The sequence below is a fragment of the Methanovulcanius yangii genome, from assembly GCF_018687785.1.
Lineage (GTDB): Archaea > Halobacteriota > Methanomicrobia > Methanomicrobiales > Methanomicrobiaceae > Methanovulcanius > Methanovulcanius yangii.
In genome coordinates, this window is record NZ_LTBL01000001.1 from 1,002,145 (window position 1) to 1,023,147 (window position 21,003).

At 53.7% G+C, this 21,003-nt stretch carries 24 protein-coding genes and 1 tRNA gene; 15 read left to right on the top strand and 10 right to left on the bottom strand.

What is annotated here, in order from left to right; genetic code table 11:
- Nucleotides 1-26: 26 nt before the first annotated feature.
- Both AZH53_RS05000 and AZH53_RS05005 read right to left on the bottom strand, forming a co-directional pair.
- Nucleotides 27-383 (bottom strand): SWIM zinc finger family protein, encoded by a 357-nt coding sequence (locus AZH53_RS05000; RefSeq protein ID WP_319642434.1) that lies wholly within the window; start codon nucleotides 381-383, stop codon nucleotides 27-29.
- Complete coding sequence (locus tag AZH53_RS05005; protein WP_319642435.1) at nucleotides 373-1,080, bottom strand: Nif3-like dinuclear metal center hexameric protein; 708 nt, start codon at nucleotides 1,078-1,080, stop codon at nucleotides 373-375. The genes AZH53_RS05000 and AZH53_RS05005 overlap by 11 nt, the downstream gene beginning before the upstream one ends.
- Nucleotides 1,081-1,255: 175 nt before the next feature.
- Between AZH53_RS05005 and AZH53_RS05010 the strand changes: the two genes are divergently transcribed.
- The 3 genes from AZH53_RS05010 to AZH53_RS05020 are packed head-to-tail and all read left to right on the top strand — an operon-like array spanning nucleotide 1,256 to nucleotide 3,851.
- Nucleotides 1,256-2,764, top strand: a complete 1,509-nt coding sequence (locus tag AZH53_RS05010; protein WP_319642436.1) for a homocysteine biosynthesis protein — start codon at nucleotides 1,256-1,258, stop codon at nucleotides 2,762-2,764.
- Complete coding sequence (locus tag AZH53_RS05015; RefSeq protein WP_319642437.1) at nucleotides 2,761-3,147, top strand: 4Fe-4S binding protein; 387 nt, start codon at nucleotides 2,761-2,763, stop codon at nucleotides 3,145-3,147. Before AZH53_RS05010 ends, AZH53_RS05015 begins: the two co-directional genes overlap by 4 nt.
- Complete coding sequence (locus tag AZH53_RS05020) at nucleotides 3,144-3,851, top strand: UPF0280 family protein (protein WP_319643645.1); 708 nt, start codon at nucleotides 3,144-3,146, stop codon at nucleotides 3,849-3,851. The genes AZH53_RS05015 and AZH53_RS05020 overlap by 4 nt, the downstream gene beginning before the upstream one ends.
- A gap of 10 nt (nucleotides 3,852-3,861) precedes the next feature.
- On the opposite strand, the gene AZH53_RS05025 is transcribed toward AZH53_RS05020, so the two are convergent.
- Entirely contained in the window at nucleotides 3,862-4,254 is a 393-nt protein-coding gene (locus AZH53_RS05025) for a hypothetical protein (protein ID WP_319642438.1), read from the bottom strand.
- A 104-nt stretch (nucleotides 4,255-4,358) separates the two neighbouring features.
- On the opposite strand from AZH53_RS05025, the gene AZH53_RS05030 reads away from it, so the two are divergent.
- The 5 genes from AZH53_RS05030 to AZH53_RS05050 are packed head-to-tail and all read left to right on the top strand — an operon-like array spanning nucleotide 4,359 to nucleotide 7,266.
- The gene (locus AZH53_RS05030) at nucleotides 4,359-4,652 is read left to right on the top strand and encodes a MarR family transcriptional regulator (protein WP_319642439.1); all 294 of its coding nucleotides are present in this window, start codon (nucleotides 4,359-4,361) and stop codon (nucleotides 4,650-4,652) included.
- Nucleotides 4,645-5,169, top strand: coding sequence for a tRNA (cytidine(56)-2'-O)-methyltransferase (locus AZH53_RS05035; protein ID WP_319642440.1), 525 nt, complete (start codon nucleotides 4,645-4,647; stop codon nucleotides 5,167-5,169). The genes AZH53_RS05030 and AZH53_RS05035 overlap by 8 nt, the downstream gene beginning before the upstream one ends.
- Nucleotides 5,166-6,251, top strand: coding sequence for an ATP-grasp domain-containing protein (locus tag AZH53_RS05040; protein WP_319642441.1), 1,086 nt, complete (start codon nucleotides 5,166-5,168; stop codon nucleotides 6,249-6,251). Before AZH53_RS05035 ends, AZH53_RS05040 begins: the two co-directional genes overlap by 4 nt.
- Nucleotides 6,245-6,763, top strand: coding sequence for a transcription factor (locus AZH53_RS05045; protein WP_319642442.1), 519 nt, complete (start codon nucleotides 6,245-6,247; stop codon nucleotides 6,761-6,763). Before AZH53_RS05040 ends, AZH53_RS05045 begins: the two co-directional genes overlap by 7 nt.
- A complete protein-coding gene (locus AZH53_RS05050; protein WP_319642443.1) occupies nucleotides 6,760-7,266 on the top strand; it encodes an HDIG domain-containing metalloprotein in 507 nt (168 codons plus the stop codon). The genes AZH53_RS05045 and AZH53_RS05050 overlap by 4 nt, the downstream gene beginning before the upstream one ends.
- Here the strand turns inward: AZH53_RS05050 and AZH53_RS05055 are convergent, their stop codons facing one another.
- Entirely contained in the window at nucleotides 7,267-7,767 is a 501-nt protein-coding gene (locus tag AZH53_RS05055) for a regulator of amino acid metabolism, contains ACT domain protein (RefSeq protein WP_319642444.1), read from the bottom strand.
- 212 nt (nucleotides 7,768-7,979) lie between these two features.
- On the opposite strand from AZH53_RS05055, the gene AZH53_RS05060 reads away from it, so the two are divergent.
- Nucleotides 7,980-8,064, top strand: a tRNA-Leu gene (locus AZH53_RS05060).
- A 95-nt stretch (nucleotides 8,065-8,159) separates the two neighbouring features.
- On the opposite strand, the gene AZH53_RS05065 is transcribed toward AZH53_RS05060, so the two are convergent.
- Together AZH53_RS05065 and AZH53_RS05070 are read right to left on the bottom strand one after the other, a co-directional pair.
- Entirely contained in the window at nucleotides 8,160-10,172 is a 2,013-nt protein-coding gene (locus AZH53_RS05065) for an ATP-binding protein (protein ID WP_319642445.1), read from the bottom strand.
- 117 nt (nucleotides 10,173-10,289) lie between these two features.
- Nucleotides 10,290-10,784 carry a TspO/MBR family protein gene (locus tag AZH53_RS05070; RefSeq protein ID WP_319642446.1) on the bottom strand — a complete coding sequence of 165 codons (495 nt, stop codon included), beginning with the start codon at nucleotides 10,782-10,784 and terminating at the stop codon, nucleotides 10,290-10,292.
- A 111-nt stretch (nucleotides 10,785-10,895) separates the two neighbouring features.
- Here AZH53_RS05070 and AZH53_RS05075 point away from each other — a divergent pair, with 111 nt between their 5' ends.
- On the top strand, nucleotides 10,896-11,576 hold the full coding sequence (locus AZH53_RS05075) for an HAD family hydrolase (protein WP_319642447.1): 681 nt from the start codon (nucleotides 10,896-10,898) through the stop codon (nucleotides 11,574-11,576).
- A 240-nt stretch (nucleotides 11,577-11,816) separates the two neighbouring features.
- Complete coding sequence (locus AZH53_RS05080) at nucleotides 11,817-12,584, top strand: heparan-alpha-glucosaminide N-acetyltransferase (RefSeq protein ID WP_319642448.1); 768 nt, start codon at nucleotides 11,817-11,819, stop codon at nucleotides 12,582-12,584.
- Between the two features lie 20 nt (nucleotides 12,585-12,604).
- Here AZH53_RS05080 and ade read toward each other — a convergent pair whose 3' ends face one another.
- From ade to AZH53_RS05095, 3 genes are all read right to left on the bottom strand, one after another.
- The gene (gene ade / locus AZH53_RS05085; protein WP_319642449.1) at nucleotides 12,605-14,281 is read right to left on the bottom strand and encodes an adenine deaminase; all 1,677 of its coding nucleotides are present in this window, start codon (nucleotides 14,279-14,281) and stop codon (nucleotides 12,605-12,607) included.
- Nucleotides 14,282-14,284: 3 nt separating this feature from the next.
- Nucleotides 14,285-14,638: a hypothetical protein gene (locus AZH53_RS05090; protein WP_319642450.1), complete on the bottom strand. Its 354-nt coding sequence runs from the start codon at nucleotides 14,636-14,638 to the stop codon at nucleotides 14,285-14,287.
- Nucleotides 14,639-14,699: 61 nt separating this feature from the next.
- Nucleotides 14,700-15,179: a GTP-binding protein gene (locus AZH53_RS05095; RefSeq protein WP_319642451.1), complete on the bottom strand. Its 480-nt coding sequence runs from the start codon at nucleotides 15,177-15,179 to the stop codon at nucleotides 14,700-14,702.
- Between the two features lie 141 nt (nucleotides 15,180-15,320).
- On the opposite strand from AZH53_RS05095, the gene AZH53_RS05100 reads away from it, so the two are divergent.
- The 3 genes from AZH53_RS05100 to AZH53_RS05110 are packed head-to-tail and all read left to right on the top strand — an operon-like array spanning nucleotide 15,321 to nucleotide 19,934.
- Nucleotides 15,321-16,166, top strand: a complete 846-nt coding sequence (locus AZH53_RS05100) for a ParA family protein (protein WP_319642452.1) — start codon at nucleotides 15,321-15,323, stop codon at nucleotides 16,164-16,166.
- Nucleotides 16,167-16,197: 31 nt separating this feature from the next.
- Nucleotides 16,198-19,125: a methyl-accepting chemotaxis protein gene (locus AZH53_RS05105; protein ID WP_319642453.1), complete on the top strand. Its 2,928-nt coding sequence runs from the start codon at nucleotides 16,198-16,200 to the stop codon at nucleotides 19,123-19,125.
- A 5-nt stretch (nucleotides 19,126-19,130) separates the two neighbouring features.
- Nucleotides 19,131-19,934, top strand: a complete 804-nt coding sequence (locus AZH53_RS05110; protein ID WP_319643646.1) for a CheR family methyltransferase — start codon at nucleotides 19,131-19,133, stop codon at nucleotides 19,932-19,934.
- 5 nt (nucleotides 19,935-19,939) lie between these two features.
- Here AZH53_RS05110 and AZH53_RS05115 read toward each other — a convergent pair whose 3' ends face one another.
- Nucleotides 19,940-20,209, bottom strand: a complete 270-nt coding sequence (locus AZH53_RS05115) for a hypothetical protein (RefSeq protein WP_319642454.1) — start codon at nucleotides 20,207-20,209, stop codon at nucleotides 19,940-19,942.
- 112 nt (nucleotides 20,210-20,321) lie between these two features.
- Between AZH53_RS05115 and AZH53_RS05120 the strand changes: the two genes are divergently transcribed.
- Entirely contained in the window at nucleotides 20,322-20,996 is a 675-nt protein-coding gene (locus tag AZH53_RS05120) for a hypothetical protein (protein WP_319642455.1), read from the top strand.
- The last annotated feature ends 7 nt before the right edge of the window (nucleotides 20,997-21,003 follow it).

Sequence of the window (21,003 nt, forward strand, 5' to 3'; positions counted from 1 at the left end):
AATCTATTAATATTCGTACTCTCTGCTCATATAGTGTTTGCTTCAGGTAGTTTTTCCAGTTTTTCCTGGAACCATTCGTCCCGGTTTGCGCACAGACCACAACTTCGGGCGTACCTGACAGCGAGGATATGCCAGCATTCCTTCCCGCGGAAAAGGAAATCGCTGCAGGTACAGAAATCATCCTCCACTACATACGTCCCCGTCATCCCGTGTACCACATAGAAATCCAGGTATTTTTCAACCTTTCCTTCACGGCATGCAAGAATCGCTTTTTTCCCTCTCTCCCCATAGTGCCTCCTTATGTAATCATCTGCATCTCCGCCAGTCTTCGGCGATTCTGTTATTCCGGCATTGTTCCCGGCCTTCGGAGGTTCACCAGACAATGACTTCCCCCGGGGCGTCCTCGATATATTGCCAGTCCATACGGCTGGCAAGAGCTTTCATTCCCGGCGATTCAAGGGCATAATGCGTCGACTCAATCAGAGGAAGAGGCGATTCCCTGATAATGGAGTGCTTCAGTTCGGCTGACAGGAACACCTCGGCACCAAGATCCATCGCTTCCGATATGAGTGTGGCATCAAAACCGGATCCGCCAACGACCGCCATTCTTGGACTTTCCGGCACATCGCCGTACACCCGCAGGCCGCTTCCGAGTGTTTCGGCCAATGCCGCAAGGTCCATCCGTGTGGTTCCCACAACCCCGAGACTCATATCCTGGCGCTCTTCGAGATTCAAAAGGTCGGCGAGGGCGTCATTGATTCCCCCCCGGGCCCGGTCAAAATTTGTATGCATCACATAGATATTGAGATCATGCGCAAGGACATGGCGGAGAAGGTCGGCATACCGGCCTCTGACACTGGTCATGGGATGCCAGAGCGGCGTGTGATGGACCACAAGGAGATCCGCCCCCATGGATACAGCTCTCTGAACCACCGGGAGGGTTGCATCCAGGGCGCAGGCGATCTTCTTAATATCAGCCGTTCCCTCCACCACCAGACCTATTCTACCTTCATCGAATTCCTCGGCAAGGTCGGAAGGGGCGATCCCCTCGAGCAGGTCTATGACACAAGTCAGGCTCATACCAAAGAGATGGACGGCGAAAGGAAAAAACCTCTCGATGGTTCATCCTCCGCATCATATGCACACCGGTTCATGGGCAGGAAACTCCGGCTCCTGATAAAGAAATAATCCCCCACATCGAATTACTTACAGTAATAAACAACAGCGTTAAATATGCATATCCCCTATGAGATATATGGAAAAATCCCTGGACTTGATCAATACCCGCATCCGTGAGGGAAATGCCCGGGTGGTCACGGCAGATCGGATGCCGGATATTGTTGAGGAGCTTGGAATAAAAGGAGCGCTTGAGGAAGTCGATGTTGTGACGACAGGGACGTTCGGCGCGATGTGTTCTTCGGGGGCGTTTTTCAATTTCGGCCATTCCGATCCCCCCATAAGGATGGAGAAGGTCTGGATCAATGATGTCGAGGCATATGCAGGAATTGCAGCGGTCGATGCCTATATCGGTGCAACCCAGAAATCCGAGACCCAGGGCATCAATTATGGCGGAGCCCATGTCTTAGAGGATCTCGTCTCCGGCAATTCCGTGCACCTGAGAGCCCAGTCCAGCGGGACCGACTGTTACCCACGAAAAACAATTGAGATCGATCTTCTGCTCGAAGACCTGAACCAGGCGGTGATGACCAATCCCCGCAATGCATACCAGCGGTACATGGCGGCCATCAACACCACCGAACGTCCCCTCTACACCTACATGGGAACGCTCCTCCCCAACAGCGGGAACATCAGCTATTCGGGAGCGGGCGCACTCTCCCCCATCCCGAACGATCCCACCTTCCGGGCCATAGGAAGCGGAGTTCCGATATTCCTCTGCGGTGCAGAAGGAATGATCATCGGCGAAGGGACACAGGCTTCGCCGGGCAGCGGGTTCGGAACGCTGATGACGACGGGAAATCTCAAGGATATGTCAAAGGATTTCCTGAGGGCGGCGACATTTACCGGCTATGGTTCCACCCTGTATGTCGGGCTGGGCGTACCCATCCCCGTCCTGGATGAGGAGATCGTGCGGGCGACGGCGGTCAGGGATGAAGATATCATAACCGGTATTGCCGACTACGGTGTTCAGGGGCGTGATCGTCCGGTGATTAGGGAGGTCAGCTATGCCGAACTAAAGAGCGGAATGATAGACATCGGCAGCGAGGAAGTGAAGACCTCCTCCCTCTCCTCCTACCGGAAAGCAAAGGAAGTGGCAGGGGAACTCAAGGCGCGTATCGAGAAGGGGCAGATGGAACTTGCCCTGCCGACCCGCCGCATCAATCCGGCAACCTGCGCCCGGCCCATGAGGGACACCGTCCACACTCCGCGGGTCCGTGAAATCATGGACACAAATCTCGTCACCATCGGTGAGGACGAGGAGATCGCAACGGCAGCAAAACGGCTCCTGCGCGGGGAGACGAACCACCTCCCGGTCCTCAATGAGGAGGGGAAACTGGTTGGGATAGTTACGACATTTGATATATCAAAAGCAGTGGCGACGACGGACAAGGCGAAAACGGTTCTTGATATCATGACGAAGAAGGTGGTCTTTACCTCCCCGAATGAAGCGGTGGACATTGCCGCACGTAAACTCGAAAAGCACAATATCAGTGCCCTTCCGGTAGTCGACAACCAGGGCAAACTCGCAGGAATGCTCTCGGCAATAGATCTGGGGAAACTCTTTGAGAAGAGGTGGAAGGTATGAAACTGCTCGTTACGTTTTCACGCAGAGGCGGCAAACAACCGCTTATCGCCCATACTGTGATGAAGACCGGGGTTCTCATCAATATCGAACGGGCCTATATCGAATCCATGGAGGGGGAGGTCCTCATCGATGTCCCGGATAAGGACGCTGCACTCGTCTCCGCCACCATGGAGGAGGCGGGGGCACGGGTGAAGATCATGGAGGACTCTGTCATCCGGGATGAGTCCGAGTGCGTGGACTGCGGAGCATGTATCAGTGTCTGCCCTCAGGATGTTCTCTCGTTCGACGAGGAATGGAAGCTGAACATTGATGGGCATAAATGCATTCTCTGCGGAAAATGCGTCATCGCGTGCCCGCACAATGCGCTCTCGCTCCTTCAATGATTCGCGAGCATTTCCAGTACCGGACGACAATTACGTCGATAATTGCCGACCGACAGGATCATATCGATGCGGCAAAGGAGGCGATGATCGCCGCACGGACGGAACTGGAAAGGGTCATCGCCATCGATCCTTTTTTCGGCATGACTTTTGAACCGTATCCTGCACCAGCAGGATCATGTGTTGCAGAGCGGATGGCAGACGCTGGAGCACGGGCAGGAGTCGGCCCCATGGCAGCGGTTGCCGGAACCATCGCCTGGGCCGGCGTCGAAGCCATGCAGAGGGCAGGTGCAGAGTTTGCCATTATAGACAACGGAGGAGATATCGCTGTTCTCTCCGACCGGACGGTAAAAATCGGCCTCTATGCGGGAACCTCACCCATCTCCGGAACATGCGCATTTGTTCTCCCGCCCCAGGAGGAAATACTCGGCGTCTGTACTTCCTCTGCAACCGTCGGACCCTCGGTTTCCTTCGGAACGGCAGATGCGGTGACAGTCTTTTCCCGCAATGTATCTCTTGCGGATGCATGGGCTACATCAATCTGCAACCGGACGGGAAGGAATGAGGATGATGTCCTTGCAGGCCTTCCCCCGGAGGGGATTGATGGGGTATTCATCGTCCTTGGAGACCGGATCTCCTGTCGGGGTGAGATCCCGGAGGTCATCTCCGCCGATGTCGACCTCTCACTCATTACGTCAGGGCGATGAGGGGCAGACATCATGCCTGCTCATCGGCCCACCCAACTGCATCACGATAGGCATTTTTCCCTATAAATCTCTGAAGAATCTCTTCTCCATCGCTCACCAGTATTTCCGGCGTCTCATCAGGCACAATGAAGACGAGCTCCAAGAGGTCGCGCTCCTCTGCTAGGACCCCTTTTCGAACCGCACTTGCAGGAACCAGACTGAGCCTTTCGTCCACCAGGATGTCGGGCACCTCCCGGAAATAGTAATAGAACACCTGGTACGCATTTAAAAAGTCCGAAAAGAGCAGTTCGCTTCGGGTCTCCGGGTCGAGATCTTCAATAATTTCTGCGAGCACCGGCATATCATCATCGGCAATCTCCAGGATTTTGTCGGCGAGTTGTGCCAGGTCATAATAGTCTATCATATGGGTACCTCCCCTTCGCAGAACATATCCGCTGTACCATGCTTTCCTTTGTACTACCGCGCGGGTAAAAAACTATATCCTCCTTTCGGGGCAAAATGATGAGCGTGCGAGAAGAGGAAACAGACTGGGCGCTGTACCATAAAATTCAGGCGGCCCAGAGTATCACCTGCGAGCAGCTGGTCACAGATTCCGGCCTCCCGGAAGAGATTATTGCTGCCTCACTGCAGCGGATGGAACGCGGTCATCTCATCCGGCAGACACCGGAAGGCATACGCCTCTTATCGCTGCAGGAGATGCTATTCTCCTGCAGGTTGGCAAATACCATGAAAGATACCCCTTTTGTTCTGGAAAACGGCGTAATAAGAGTAAAAAAGAATGGTGATGACTCCGATGCCTGACGAGGTCGCAGTACTTCGTCTGGGTCACCGCCCCGAACGGGACCAGAGAGTGACGACACACGTGGGACTGACCGCCCGGGCCCTCGGGTGCAAAGGGATGTATCTCGCAGCCAATGATCCGGGAGTCAAAAAATCCATTGAGGATGTGGCGGAGAGATGGGGGGGAGAGTTCTTTGTCGTAAATGACGTCTCATGGCGGCGCTGCATACATGATTGGAAAGATGCCGGCGGCATCGTTGTTCACCTGACCATGTACGGTCTGCGGATGACGGACGTGGAGGCCGACATCCGGGCATCCGGAAAGATTCTCATAGTCGTCGGCGCGGAAAAAGTCCCCTCGGACATCTACTCGCTTGCCGATTACAATCTCTCGGTCACCACCCAGCCGCATTCGGAGATCTCGAGCCTCGCCCTTATCCTCGACCATATCTTCGAAGGCGCAGAGCTCAACCGCGAATATCCGGATGCGCAGATGAAGATCATCCCTACGGCATGCGGCAAGAGGTTTGAGGAGTGAAGGGGACAGTCCTCATCGCAGGATTTGCCACGCGCCACGTCGTCCAGTCCGCATGGCGTGCAGGGTACGAGGTCTGTGCCATCGACCATTTCTGCGATCAGGATCTCACCTGGTACGCAAAGGAATGGTCCATATTTGAAGAACTCGACCAGATCCCCTCCCTTATTGAGGATTATATCAACCGCTATCCCATTGATGCGATTATCACCACATCCGGAGCAGAAACCATTGCCGGCGACCCCAGGTTCTGCGGTACGCCACCGGATATCGCCGGCCGTTTCCTCGACAAATCACGGATACAGGAATTTTTCCTCGAAACGGGCATCCCAGCCCCCGCGGTTCTGCCCGAAGGCGTCTACCCTGCCTTCATCAAACCGCTGAACGGAGCAGGGGGCTGGAGAAACAGTCTGGTCCGCACGGAGGCAGAGGAGGAGGCCTGGCGGGAACTCTGGCCGGACGACCCGTATATCCGGCAGACCCCCATTTCCGGAACCCCCTGTAGTGTATCCTGCATCGCAAACGGCACGGAGGCACGCGCGATCGCAGTGAACGAACAGTTCATGCGGGGGGGAGACGGTGAGCGTGCCTTCGGGTTTGCCGGTGCCTGTACCCCCTTCGCCACGGAGGAAACGGAGGCTCTCGCAGATATTGCGGAACGGATTGTCACGGCGAGCGGCTGTGTCGGATCAGTAGGAGTTGACTTCATCGTCTCGGAGGACGGGATATACGCCATCGAAATTAACCCGCGGTTCCAGGCGACTCTCGATATCGTTGAAGAGTCGCTCGCCAGAAGTGTCTTTGATCTCCACCTCGATGCCTGCAGGGGAAGGATCCCTCCCGTGCGTCCGTTGCCAGCCGGGTATGTCGCACGAACCATTCTCTTTGCCGACCATGACCTGAGAGTCGGGGATGACCTGAAACACCTCGCACCGGCAGTTGCCGATATCCCCTGGAAAGGAACGGAGATCGAGGAGGGAAGCGCAGTGATCAGCGTCTACGGCAGAGGCTCCTCACGGGACGAGGCGCTCAGCCTGTTGGATAAGACTATTACACAAGTACGTGAATATATGAGCAGATGGTAACGGCGGAAGAGGCAATACAAAACGAGGCGGTTCGCGCATATCTTATGCGTATGATAGGGGAAGCAGGGCTTGCACTGGTGGAAGACTTTGGATTTGAGATAGAGAAAACGGATGAAGAGCTCGCCGAAGAGACGGGGATCAATCTCAACACCGTCAGGAACACTCTCTATACACTCTATGGGAAACGCCTTGCCGAATACCGGAGGGAGAAAAACCAGGAGACCGGCTGGCTCACCTACAAGTGGAAGCTCAGGCTGGACCGCATCGATGATGCCATCACCGAGGATATGGAAGAGGTGCTGGAGAAACTCCAGGCCCGCGAACGCTATGAAGACGAGAACGATTTCTACATCTGCAAAAACTGCGGGATCGTCTACACCTTCGATGAGGCACTGCTTCGGGAGTTCACCTGTTCGTGTGACACACCGATGGACCACTTTGACAACGAACTCATCCTGCAGGCACTGAAACGGCGTGTCGAACAGATGAAGGCCTCGCTGGGTAAAGTGTGACACCGACGTCCGATTCTTCTATCACTCCCCTTTCTTTTCTTCGCATCGCAGGATGCAGTGATAATGTCATTCGCCATTGTATGGCCGTCCGCGACCTCGCCCTCCGGTTCTGCGAACGGTCAGGCGCCGACACAGAACTGGTTGAGTGGGGTGCGATGCTTCATGACATCGGGCGGGCGCGCAGCCATGGTCTCGACCACGGCCAATTGGGAGCGGATATGTGCAGGTCAATGAATATCCCGGAAGAGATTGCCCGAATCGTCGAATGTCATATCGGTGCAGGGTTGACGGCAGACCAATGCCGCAGGGATGGTCTGAAAGAGATCAATTGTGTCCCGTCAACGATTGAGGAGAAGATTGTGGCGCATGCTGACAATCTCATTCGCGGGACGGAAGAGATCACCCTCGAAGAGCGCCTCAGGTACTCCAAAGACCTTCCTGAAGAAATTAAAAAAAGAATCATAGCTCTCGCAGAGGAAATTGAGCGCTATCGTTCGGAATAATCAGAGAATCAGTTTTCTCACCTGACTGAGATCCCGAAGCTCCTTGAAGACCTCGGGCGGCAGGGGATCTTCCACGATGATCACGAGTTTCGGATCCTCGGAGAGATGGGGATCGGTGACAAATATTTGCCGTATGCCGATGTCGTGGCCGGTGAGCACCGCAACAGCGGCACCGACTATCCCTTTCTGTCCGGCATCCTTCGGAAGGACGGTAATGACCGTCAGACCCAGGGATTCGGCAACCCGTGACAGGTCAGGCGTCGCCTGCATATTCAGAAAGATCTCCGCAAATTTCTCCATCGAAAGAATACGTTTGACCGTTGCGTCAACCACTCTTCGATCCGTTCCGATGGCCTTTGAGAGATGGGTCGCAGGGATCTCGATGCCGTTTATCGTCACTCTCCCCCGTTCGTTGATACCCAACCCGTTTTCAAGGAGAAACCGGACCACCTGTGACTGTGAAGGAGAATCGCTGAACTGCTCGAGAATTGTCGCCCACATCGAACATAGGTATACGCTCCAGACCATAAAAATACACCAGATGCAATCGCCGCTGCCCTGAGGGCGTCAGATATATGAGTGTTCTGGAATGATTCCGACCCAAATCAAAACATATTTCTCTGCCAAGCACATTGTATATAGGGTAACAGGACGGCACAAACGGTTTGACCGGTTGCCTGTTCGCCGACGCATGAAAATCAGCATTTTTGTGTGCGGGGGTTGCCGAGCCAGGTCAAAGGCGCTAGGTTGAGGGCCTAGTCTCGTAGGAGTCCGAGCGTTCGAATCGCTCCCCCCGCATTTTCATTAATTTTTTCGGGCACACGAAGTGCTCTTCACATCTCCGTTATTGATGCCTTATTCATTCGCAAGGACGTTTTTTTAATGAAAACGGTTCAGAACAGCGACAGATCCTTTCGTTCCGCCCTCTCGTCCTCATCGTACACCTGAAGCGTAAACCGGATAGAAAGGCCTTCTTCCGGCCTTCCGTTGATACGATCCTCGGGACGAATTTTGCCGCCATACCGGCGGACAAGGAGACGGGTAATGTGCAGTCCGAGGCCGCGTCCACCGGACTCGTTCAGATTCTCCTGGAAATAAGAGAAAATGCGTGATTTTTTTTCATCGGGGATCCCCGGACCGTCGTCCTCAATGGATATTGAAATCTCATGATCGGACTCCTCGCCATAAATCCAAATCCGGACTCCCGGACCGCCATGTTTGATACTGTTTCGTATGAGATTCGCGAAGACATCGGAGAGGAGACTGTCAGCCCAGACATAACAGCCGGTCTTCCTGAAAGTGATATCTGCATCCGGATATTGCGAGATCTCGGCTGCGATAAGAGCATCGAGGTTGATGGCGGTCATCTCCCCCGGCACTTCCGTGATACGCCTGATGGTGGTCACATTATTGAGAATGTCGGTGATATGATGCGTGTGCCAGAGTACCTTGTCCGCATACTGTGAACCTTCCGGATGGTAAATTTCCCTGAGATGACGGGAGTAGCCAAGGATAGCGGCATTGGCATTTTTGATATCATGAAGCATGATGTCAAGATAGAGACTCGCATCACTGTAGGCATCCTCGAGACGTTCCTGGAGCATTGCCCTGAGAACCGAACCACCGATCTCGCGGCCAAGAAGCTCGAGCGTCTCTTTTTCAAACTGCGCAAAGGACCACTGCTCCCTGCGGCCGACATAAAGGCCCCCGACGACAACAGAATCGGAGATGAGCGGAATGCCCGCGTAACACAGCGCATCGAGATCCTCAAGGATTTTGGTATCTATCGGCCCCGGAGGCCGTCCGGGAAGATTCTCCACGTAATGCGGCTGTGTTGCAAAGAATACAAGATTATAAGGGAAATCGCGGGTATTCTGCCGTCCATGACGCTCGATAAAAGGCTGCGGCACCCCCAGCGGCGCGATGAGCCGTGCATACTTTGCTTCGGGATTGCGCAGGTAGACCCAGCCAAGATCAAACTGCATAAGACTTACCACACGCTCAATCATCTCTTCGAGCATTCCCTCGAGCGTATCCACGGAATTTGCTGCCCGTATCAGTTCGTTGATAATCTGCAGCTGTTTGTTGCGTGTGGATATTTCGGCCTGGGTTCGCTTTTGCCTGCTGATATCATGAATTATCAGCTCGTTGCCCTCTTTTCCGTCAATAACAACCGGAACCGAGATAATTTCGACATCAATCTGTTTTCCGTCCGCCGTGGTGAGTACATCCTCAACGCTCCGCATGTCAGCTGAACGATTTGAACCAGCCCGTCTGAGACGATCCAAAAAACCGGATAAATCAGGCCCATCCGAAAGTATTACCCCCCCCTCACCACTCTCCCGATATTTCCCCCTGGAACCAAGCATCAGGGCGGCGGCAGCATTCATGTAGGATATTTCATCATTCCTGGTGACAACCACGCCATCGGGGAGGCTGTCGAGATACCGGACATATTCCTTCATTTCGTCATTCTGGAGAGGCAACTTTGCGTCTGCGACGTCGGATACCCTCATCGCAGCTATGAGCGTTTCCTCATGGTCTGGCAGGTAGGTAGCCTGAAGGAGATATTCAGGATATCTCCCATATCGATCAAGAATCCGCGCGATATACCGGTCAGGGACGACCGCATTCCTGTCCCGTCGCAGGGTATGATAATGGAGGACCTGAATCAGGTCGTCCTCGTGCAGAATATCCGAGATATGCGCGTATGAACCAGCCTCGTCCTCTCTGAAACCGAAGGAATCCTGGCTGGCACGGTTGGCATACTGTATCAGACCTTCCCTGTCGATGATAAAAATAGGAGTCCCTGTCAATGAAGCGATGGCATCCCCTACCGCAACATCGGCAGGAATCGGAAAGAACGTTTCTTCACGCTCTTCTTTTTTTTCCTTATATCCGGCCATTTCAGATTCAACGCCTGCAATGGACTCAGGGAAGGCCCATAGTGAAGAATTGTGAACAGAACCATTTGAAGCTATCCCTTCGACCGCCCGCCACGGGTTTAACTTTCCCCATGCACTTTAATTGAGGAGATATATGGCCGCATTAATGATTGCGGCAAAGGAGACCCATACAATGTATGGCACGAGGAGATAGGCGGCGACCCTGTCTATCCGGTAAAACGACCATATCGACGCGACGATTGCACCCCACAGGGCGCAAATGACAAACAACCCCGCAAGGGGGCTCTGCATACCGAAGAATGCGTATGACCATGCGATGTTGAGAGCCAGCTGAACGCCAAATATTCCCCCGGCCACCCGGACATGACCATCCTCAAACCCCTTTCTCAGAACAAGGTACAAGGCGATCCCCATGAGAATATAAAGAGTCGTCCAGACGACAGGAAATGCAAGAGGCGGGGGAAGAAACCATGGTTTCACGAGCTCTTCGGCATACCATGACCCGGGGCCGGTTTCAGTCACAAATGAACCGAGGACACCGGCTACATTCGTGCAAATGATGCATCCGGCAAGGAGGAGAAGAGAACGGGAGGAGTCCACGAATGTTCCCATGCACGAACTGATGCTACCATTGATAATAGTCTTTCCTGCCGATTGTCGTCACGCATGCCCTTATGCGTTCCTGCGCACAAAGAATATGCGAAAGGCCCGAGTATGAATACCATGAACGCCATCCCGGAACCACTCCCCCCGTGCATTCTCTTTGACATGGATAACACACTGTATGACTTTTTCCACGCAAAAAATGCGGCGTGTGCAAGGGTCGCAGATCTTGCAGGAGTAGGTTCCGGTGCAGAACTCTTCAGATATTTTCTGAACGGGACTCACGGGTTTGAGCATCACCACAATATCCGTGATTATCTCTCAGACCACGGAGTATTTTCCGAGAGCCTGTACATTAAGGGGTGTCGGGTTTATGAAGAAGAAAAGGTTGCATCACTCCATCTGTACCCCGGGGTTAAAGAGACCATCCACGCCCTCCATGAAAGGGGGGTGAAGCTTGCAATCGTCACCGATGCGGAAAGTCCGCAGGCGGAGACGCGTATGCAGGCAATTGGCCTTCGTCAGTACTTTGATACGGTGGTCACCCCGGATATCTCGGGAAAGAGAAAACCGAATCCGGATACCTTTCTGACGGCACTCGACCACCTCGGGGAGACGCCCGGGGTCAGCTGGGTCGTCGGGGACAGCCCAAAGAGAGAGATCGAACCTGGAAATGCCCTGGGAATGAAAACCATCTATGCCAGGTACGGCGACTGGATCGGCATTCCGTATCCCCAGATTGTCCCGAATTATTCCATTCAGTCATTTACCGAGATCAAAACGATCTTCGGGCTGGAGTGATCGGGACTGGAAAAGGAGCCTATCCTTGTCAGGAGGATGGATCGCACCCGCATCACCACAAGCTGACCTGAAGTTCATATTTTTACGGGATTGATTCGCACCTATTCGCTTTCACGTATTGTGATGCGCCTCTTTCCCACAGCTCCAACGATCTGCTTGCCGTCGTATATCATCGTTATATTGAATATCGTCATTTCCCATATTTTACTACAGAGAAACGGGCATGGTCCCGAAATTGTCATGAAATATTTTTCCCATAGTCCACAGGGCCGATACCCTGAGATTGATACTGCACGCGGCATCGCCATCCTGATGATGGTCACCTTCCATCTGCTCTTTGATCTGAACTATTTCGGGGTCATGGACATTGAAGTATCCTCAGGATTCTGGCGGATCTTCGCGATTATTTGCGCATCACTCTTCGTTTTTCTCGTTGGCCTGTCATTGTCCATATCCAAGGACCGGGCGATTGCGAAAGGTATCAGCGGGCAGAAACTGTGGAAAAAATACCTGATGCGCGGAGGCGGTCTCCTCCTCATGGGTTTGGGAATTACTGCCATCACTTACCTTGCCATCGGAGACGGTTTCATCCTTTTCGGCATCCTCCATCTCATCGGGACATCGATCATGCTTTCCCCCCTTTTCTTCCGCTTTGGAAAGGGCAACATCTACCTGGGATGCTCGCTTTTCATTTTTTCGATTCTGCTGGCGGGCATAACCGGGCCGATCTGGCTTGCCTGGCTCGGATTTCACCCGGCTCATTTTTATTCCATCGACTATGAACCGCTCATCCCGTGGTTTGGCCTCGTCCTTGTCGGACTCGGTGCAGGTTCGTACCTCTACCCGGAGGGAAAACCGCGGTGGTCAGCCGACATCCGCACCGGCCCGATTTCCGGATTTCTGGCCCTCGCCGGCAGGCACTCCCTGCTGATATATCTCGTCCACCAGCCCGTGATTATTGGTCTAATGATGGCAACAGGCCTCCTGGACCCCGGTTTGCTGTTCTAGCTCCCGGAATCCAACGCGGCTTACCTACCCTGTCCGCTATTCCCAAAAAAAACCGGGACATCACAGAAGGCATTTCCATCAAAGAGACCACGGTCTGTGATTCGCAGTTCCGGAATAACCGTCAGGGACAGAAAAGATAGATACATGAAGGGATGGGCAATGGCTCCCAGGCCACGGGCACGGCTTTCAATCTCCGACAATCGGGTCGCCACCTCATCATATGGAAGGGTGGACATCAGCCCTCCGCTCTCCAGGGGAAGCAGGGCGACCTCGTCCCCCTCGGCGACCGCCATCCCGCCGTCTGCCGCCACGACCGCGCGAACGGCACTCAGGAGGGAATGGTCATCCGCCCCCGCAGCAACAATATTATGAGAATCATGTGCGACGCTCGATGCAATCGCTCCTCTCATCAGGCCAAGGCCGCGGACGATACCGACACCGCACCCGGAACCCCGGTACCGGTCGCATACGATGACCTTCAATAAATCTCTCGAGGGGTCGGGAACGCTTTTTGCCTCCACCTCCTCGATCGCTGAGCGGGTAAGGATCTGCCCCTCGATGATGTCAATGACCCGTGCAGGCCCGGAACCTTTGAGGGAAAGGGCGCCCATGTCCGGCAGGGAACAGCAAAATGGCTTTGCAAGCGGGGGACGTCTGGAATATCCCGGGTCTTCCCATAGAAAGCCGCGTTTATAGGTAGAGATGACCTGAAACCCGTCGTGATCATCGATTATACAGAAGTCCGCAAGTCTCCCCGGGCCAAGAGCTCCGCGGTCGTCAAGACGGAATCGCTCGGCGGGAGAGAGAGTGGCCATACGGTAGACGAGCTCTGCATCCGCCCCCCCATCGATTGCCTTGCGGATGCAGTCGTCTATATGGCCCTCCGAGACCAGCATGTCAACATGCCGGTCATCCGTTGCAAACATGACCCGGGAGACGCTGCAGGCACGCACCAGCGGGGTGAGGGCGGAGAGGTTTCTCTCGGTTGAGCCTTCGCGGATCATCACGTACATACCTCGCCGAAGCTTTTCCCGGGCCTCTGCCAGGGTGGTGCATTCATGGTCGCTCTGAATTCCACCGAGGAGATAGGCACAGAGGGCAGAACCGGAGAGATGTGGACAGTGCCCGTCCACGAGGGCGCACAGGTCCAGTTTTTTCCACACCTCTTCGTCACCGGCAAGGACGCCCGGTACGTTCATCATCTCAGCAAGGCCAAGAACGCCTTCCTCTCCGACAAATGAGGCGAGTTCGTCGGCATTCAGCTCTGCTCCCGCCGTTTCAAGGGGGGTGGCGGGGACACAGGACGGAAGCATATACAGGATGTCGAGTGGGGTGTGCCGGCGTTCCTCCAGCATATATCTGAAACCCTCCGTCCCCGCGACATTGGCAATCTCATGCGGATCGGCGACGACGGTCGTCGTACCCCGCGGCAGGACGGCTCTTGCATATTCGACGGGGGTGAGAAGCGAGCTTTCGACATGGACATGTCCGTCGATAAGCCCGGGAAGAACTTTCTTACCCCTGAGACTGACCGTCGATGCTGCGGTGTACTCGCCAAAGCCTACGACATATCCGTTCTTTACGACAAATGACACATCCTCCTCCCACTCACATGAGAAAGGATTGAAAAGAGTCGCCTCGGTAAAAAAGATGTCGCCCGCCTCATTTCCAAGGGCGGTTTCGAGGAGTGACCGCATTCTTTAGACCTCGATATCCCTGATGACACTTGAAATGCGCTCGCCATCCTTTGTAATATAGATATGGAGACGGTAGTTGCCGGGTTCGAGTTCAACGGGGAATACAACGGTATTTTCACCGGGCTCAAGAGTCACCGGTTGGACGATTTTATCCACCTGCACCTGACGGAATCCCGAGAGATCATAGATGGTCACCTGCATGGCCTTATCCGTCGTCTCCCCGTTGTAGGAGACCCGAACCGTTATTCCATCCCCGCCATATGTCGCATCGTGAATCGAATACGTCAGGCACCCCGCACACAGAGAAATGGCGAGAATTGCAATGAAGATTCCATATACCGCGATAGTACGGGACATGAAAGAGTATGTAAAACGAGGATAATGTTATAGTATTTGATTTGCATCAGCAGCCGCCGGGTCAGAAGCACTCCTCGATAAATCCCTGAAGTGACTCTAAGGCGTTTTCACCCGTCAGCGCTGACATCGTCGATGTGAAGGCGCCGGAGGAAATCTCCACGTACCGCTGGGGTGACGACAAGGCATGATCACATTTGTTCAGAAATACCGCATAGGGAATAGTCCCGACGGACAATGCGGTACATAACGAACGGGTCATATCATCCGGTTCCCGGGTGGTATCCACGATGACGATTGCGCCATGCATACCCCGGGAGAGAATCTCACGGACGAATTCAAACCGTTCCTGTCCGGGGGTTCCGAAGAGATAGATTTTTTTCCCCCCGACGATCACCCTTCCAAAGTCGAGAGCGACCGTCGTCGGTACATCGCCTGCCTTGGTATCGACATTGCGTGCCTGAGGATCAATCGAACGAATGAATGAGGATTTTCCCGCATTATACGCCCCAAATATGACGATTTTTATTTTGTCCGTCCCCATCTGTACGGTGGTTTGTCGGTTGAAGATATAAAATTTCCAATATTGGTTTGATATTTCGTCAATCATGAGCATTCCAAAGGATTTTAGTTCAGAGGAAAGCCTACAATCTATATAACCACTTCAGGAGACGCAGGGACGAATATGCCGGTCATCACGTTCGCACATCACAAGGGAGGAACAGGGAAAACCACTGCCTGTCTGAATATTGGCGGATTTTTAAAGAAAACCGGGAAGAAGGTGCTCATTATTGACTGTGACCCGCAGGCAAATGCGACCTCCGGTCTCGGGATCGAGCCCGGAACGGCAGACCATGACATCTACGACGTCTTCATGTCCGGGACGGAAGGATTCGAAAGGGTTCCTCTGAAAAGCGCCATCATCCGCGGCGCTGATGTACCGGATCTCTGCCCCGCATCACTCGATCTTGCCGGTGCCGAACCGTATCTCTATGAACGTGAAGACCACGTATCGATCCTCCATGATGCGGTAGGCCCGATAACCAGAAGATACGACGTCGTCCTGATCGATACACCCCCCAGTATGGGTCAGTTTCTCATCAACGGCCTTGTCGCCGCCGACCATACGGTGATCACCATGGATACCGGCCCCTTCGCCCTTCAGGGCATCGAGAGCCTGAGGACCATATTTTCCGATATCAGCGAAAACACCGGTGTCACCGTAGTTCCGGCCATGGCAATCATTACCCGGGGAAAGGTACTTCGTGAGGAGATGACACCGGGAGCAGCGGTTATGGACGGGCTCAGGCGCCTGATAGGTATCTCAGGAAGGAATGATCAGGAACGAACGCGGTTTCTGGAGATCATGGCCGCACTGGAGCACGAATTCCCCCTTGCATGTGCAATACCCTACGACCCGCTCGTACCGGAAGCGCAGAAACGAGGAATCCCAATCTCAGAATGCGGGAGAGAAAGCCCGGCTGCATCAGAATATGCCCGGATCGCAGAGATAGTCGGAGGATGGAAATGACCACGGACACCAGACATATGCAGGAGCATGCATGACAGACGCACGAGTGCGCCCCGGCAGAAAGGCGCTCTTTACCGGGGTTGAAAACCACCGGCAGATGAGTGATATACCGGCCGTTGATGGGCGGGAGACAGAAATCGAAGGATTAATCGCGGCCCTTGAAGGTGAGGATGCCGGAATGCCCGGACACAGCGTCTCGGCAGACCTTGAGGATGTGAAACTCAGGGAACTGGAAGATGCCATAAACCGGGCCCTGTCACGCATTTCCATCCATTGCGAAGAAGAGTCCTCCGTCGCTCTCCGGAGATCCAGTGACCTGGAAAAGGAGATTCGATCATTGCAAAGTGAGATTGAACTGCTCACTGCTGCACTTGATGCAGAGAAACTTCGGTATGAAAAAGCACTGCCCGCAGAACCTCGCGGCCACCTGCCTGAAGATGCTGAGACCCCTGACAAAGACGTGATGGAAGCACTCGAGGCAGCGGTTGGCATGCTCAGGGCAGAACTCGCCCGGTCCGAGGAACGGGGAAGGGTAATCGAAGCTGAGGCACAGGTGCAGCTCAGGGAGCTGACCGGGGAGATCGCACGGCTTCAATCAGAAATTCAGCTCAGGGAGGCCGGGGGCAGCCAGGACGATGAAGAAGGCGACGAAGCGATGGAGGCTCTCGAGGCAGCGGTTGGCATGCTCAGGGCCGAACTCGCCCGGTCCGAGGAACGGGGAAGGGTAATCGAAGCTGAGGCACAGGTGCAGCTCAGGGAGCTGACCGGGGAGATCGCACGGCTTCAATCAGAAATCCAGCTCAGGGAGGCCGGGGGCAGCCAGGACGATGAAGAAGGCGACGAAGCGATGGAAGCGCTCGAGGCAGCGGTTGGCATGCTCAGGGCCAAACTCGCCCGGTCGGAAGAACAGCGAACCTCTCTGGAGAAGACGGCATCAGTGACAACGGCTGATTTCACGAAACTCATAGCAGAGAAGGATGCCATAATCGCTGAAAACAGGCAGATGCATGCATTGGAAACGGGACGTCTTTCGGCCCGTGCCGACTGTGCTGAAAAAGAACGCGCCGCCCTTGAAGCAGGAATAACCGAACTCCGTGAGATGGAAGGCCTCATGAAGAGTTCCCCATTCCCGATGATCATTATTGATCGAGGGGTTCGCATTCGAAATGCCAACCCGGCTTTTGAGACTCTTACCGGTGTTCGCCATGAGGAGGTGCTTCGTAAAAACCTGAATGACTTCAGGATTCTATCACTGACCGGATATGATGCACCCTCCGCCGCAATCAAGGAGAAGAAACGGTGCTCGGGGGAGATCTCAGTATCCCTCCCGTCCGGAACCCGCACACTCGAACAGCACGCAATTCCGCTGTTGGATAGTCGCAGGCAGGTTGATCGTATTGCCGTAATATTCAACGATATTACCAGGACACGTGCAGAGGCAAAGGAGATGGAACGAAAGATCAGGGAGAATGACAACCTCCGTGCCCGCGCCGAAACGATCGTAGCGGAAATTCCGGTTCCCATCCTGTATGCCGACACAGATTTCAGGATTATCCGGGCCAACCCGGCCTACTGCACAATGAGCGGTTATGGCCAGCAGAAGCTCCTGAAAATGAATGCACGTGACTTCAGAATTCTCTCACGCAAGGGCGACGGACTTTCGCATGTCAGGCACACAAGAACACGGGCACACGGGGAGATTACCGTCCGTCTTCCAAGTGGGGTTCGCACCCTCGAACAGCAGGGCATCCCGATTATGGATACCAATGGAAAGCTGGAATGCATCCTCATCGTCTACAACGACATCACCGAACTTCGGGATAAAGAGGCGGAAGTTACCCGGCTGATCACCAAGGTGGAGGAGGAAACAGACGGCCTGCGGACAAGCGCAGCGGACCTCTCGGATGGCCTGAAAGAGCTTGCCTCCGGCAACCTTGGTGTCAGGGTCGCAATCACAGCTGACGATCCGCTGGGTTCCCTGAAGAGGTACTTCAACACCTCGGTCGGAGAGATGGCAGGACTCCTGCGGCAGGTCGGAGAGAGTGCGGCAGGTGTCGAGGAGACATCAAAAGGACTTGCCGGAAATGTGGCCCACATCAGGGATGTCATGACGAAGATCGCCAGTGGAACACTGGAATCGAGTGAAACAACCATTCTTTTGGAAAAGGAGATTGAAGCGGTCAGTAATGAGATCTCGGACATCTCGGCATCCATCGAGGAGATTGCTGGCACTTCCCAGGAAGTGATGGCCATGTCCGAGCGCACGGCTGGTGAAGGACGGACAGGTGCAAAGATCGGCCGGGATGCTTCGGTCAGGATGGAGACGGTTGGTGACATTTCCAAAAAGAGCGTGCAGGAGATCACACATCTCAATGAACAGATACAGAAGATAGACCGAATCATCAGGATTATCACGGGCATAGCAGATCAGACCAATCTTCTTGCAATCAATGCAGCGATTGAGGCTGCCCGTGCAGGAGAACATGGCAGGGGATTTGCCGTTGTCGCAGGAGAGATCAGGAACCTTGCCTCAGAATCAAAAGAGGCTGCTGCGACTATAGCAGATCTGCTCGAAACCATCAGGAAAGAAAGTGCTGTTACCGCATCGTCGATGAAGGAGGCGGACATTGAAATCCATGAGGGTGTTGAACGTGTTCATGACGTAATCTCCGCTATGAACAGTATTGTCAGCTCTGTTGAGATGGCTACACACGGCATCACGGAAATCACGCGTGCCACCGAGGATCAGGCGACAGCGACGAACCGGCTCATGGAAAACATCGAGCGTTCTGCACGGCTGGCAACTGAGAATATGATACGTATCCAGGATATGACAACGCTTTCGGAAGACGTCAGTGCTGCAATAGACGATGTCGGCGATGGTGCACGGGAGCTTGACGCCGTGTCGCAGGACCTCAGGAACCAGATTCGCCAGTTCAGGCTCGGTGACGGTAGGTGACGGGGATGCTGGACGAAGAGGATTTCGGGCCGGTACTCAGAATGATTGAATCAGAACTCAACATTCACTCTTCCAATTTCAAGGAGGATTATCTGAAAAGACGCGTTCAGTCCCGCATGCGACTTAATGGAGTCGGCACCTACCAGGATTATCTGGTGCTGCTCGGGAACAATCCCCCGGAGTACGAAGCTCTGAAAAAAGGTCTTACCATCAATGTTACCAGGTTCTGGCGGGACCCCCCTGTCTTTGATGCCATCAGACGGGATATCATTCCTGAACTTCGACGGCGAAAAACGAACATCCGGATCTGGAGTGCAGGGTGTGCAACCGGTGAAGAACCCTACACGCTCGCAATCATTGCACATGAGGCATCCATCATGAATAAGGACCTCAAATTCACCATCTTTGCTTCAGACATTGATGAAGAGGCCCTCATGAAAGCCAGAGATGGAGTCTATCACAAAAAGGCCCTGGAGAACCTGAGCGAGGCACAGGTGAGAAGGCATTTCACCGAACGTGAAGACGGCAAATTTGAGGTGAAGCCTCACTTGAGGAAATATATACGATTCTCACAACATGACCTCATGAACGGAATGCCTGTAACCCGCCACCTCGATCTGATCCTCTGCAGAAACGTGACCATCTATTTCACCGAACACCAGAAGGATGAACTTGCGCGTATGTTTGCACCGGCACTCACCACCGGAGGGTATTATGTGATCGGAAAAACCGAATTCCTGAGCAGGGATTTTGAGCATTTGTATGAACCGGTCAATCAAATGCAGAAGATTTATCGGAAACGGTCCTGAAGTCCCTAGCGGGACCCCGACTGTACACTCCCGTCAGCGACGACATCCTGCCCATCGGAATCGATTTTGGATATTCTTTCCATAACCTCCCTTTTTTTTGTCGCCTGCTTCATTTCATTGGTGATGATGGCCAGATTTACCCCCACAACAAGAATTACCATCACCAGCCCGATTCCGAGGAGAACTCCTTCAGATGTCAGGAAGAGAGCGAAGAGAAGAAGGACGAAGGATATTAGATAAAATATAATCCATGTTCGTGAGTGGTGAATGTCCATGTGTTGATTCAACGTTGTGGTTCATCTTCATTAATCATTCCTTCTCGCACGACCCGTGTTTTTGTGATCGTTCTTGATAAAGCATAAGTTTTCCACGATGAAAGGTACCTCTGTGAAACGGGCGGACATTCTAACTCTCCTGGCAGCGGTGCTCATACTCCTGGCAATCGCCGGTGCGGCACCGCATATCCGGGCATATTTTGATATGACAGACGGTCAGGAAACGCCGCAGTTTATCCCCCCGGTACCCACCAGCCCAGGAGAACAGCCCCCAAAACCATTCTCGGTCTGGCAGATACAAATGAATACCAATCACTCCTCAATCTATGCCAGTGGACCAGGAGGCTACCCGGTCCTCGACTTTCCGGATGAGATGAACATTTTCGGCGCATCCGATGCGCAAAGCCCGGTGATATGGCCTGCGGGCGAAGAACGACAGTTTGCAGAATATTCGGGAAGAAATAGCGGATTTTCAAAGATATTTGAGGTTCCTTATTCCATATGGCGGGTCCGTGCGGACATCGTGACAAGGACGCAGCCTCAGAATGCGGTGGTTGACTGGATCATCATCGATGCCGTTTCGGGAGAGATTGTCACCGGCAATTCAATAGCGTACGGTGGCCAGGTGACAAAAAATATTCAGGGTTCGGGAAGATATTACTTCGTGGTCAGTAATCAGGACGCCGATTCCTACCATTTCACCCTTGAGACCACCCGTGCCGCATTCGGCGCTGTATTCATCGAACCGGAGATTCGCCATCTCAATGATTATCTGAATGCCCTGTAGGGGCCGC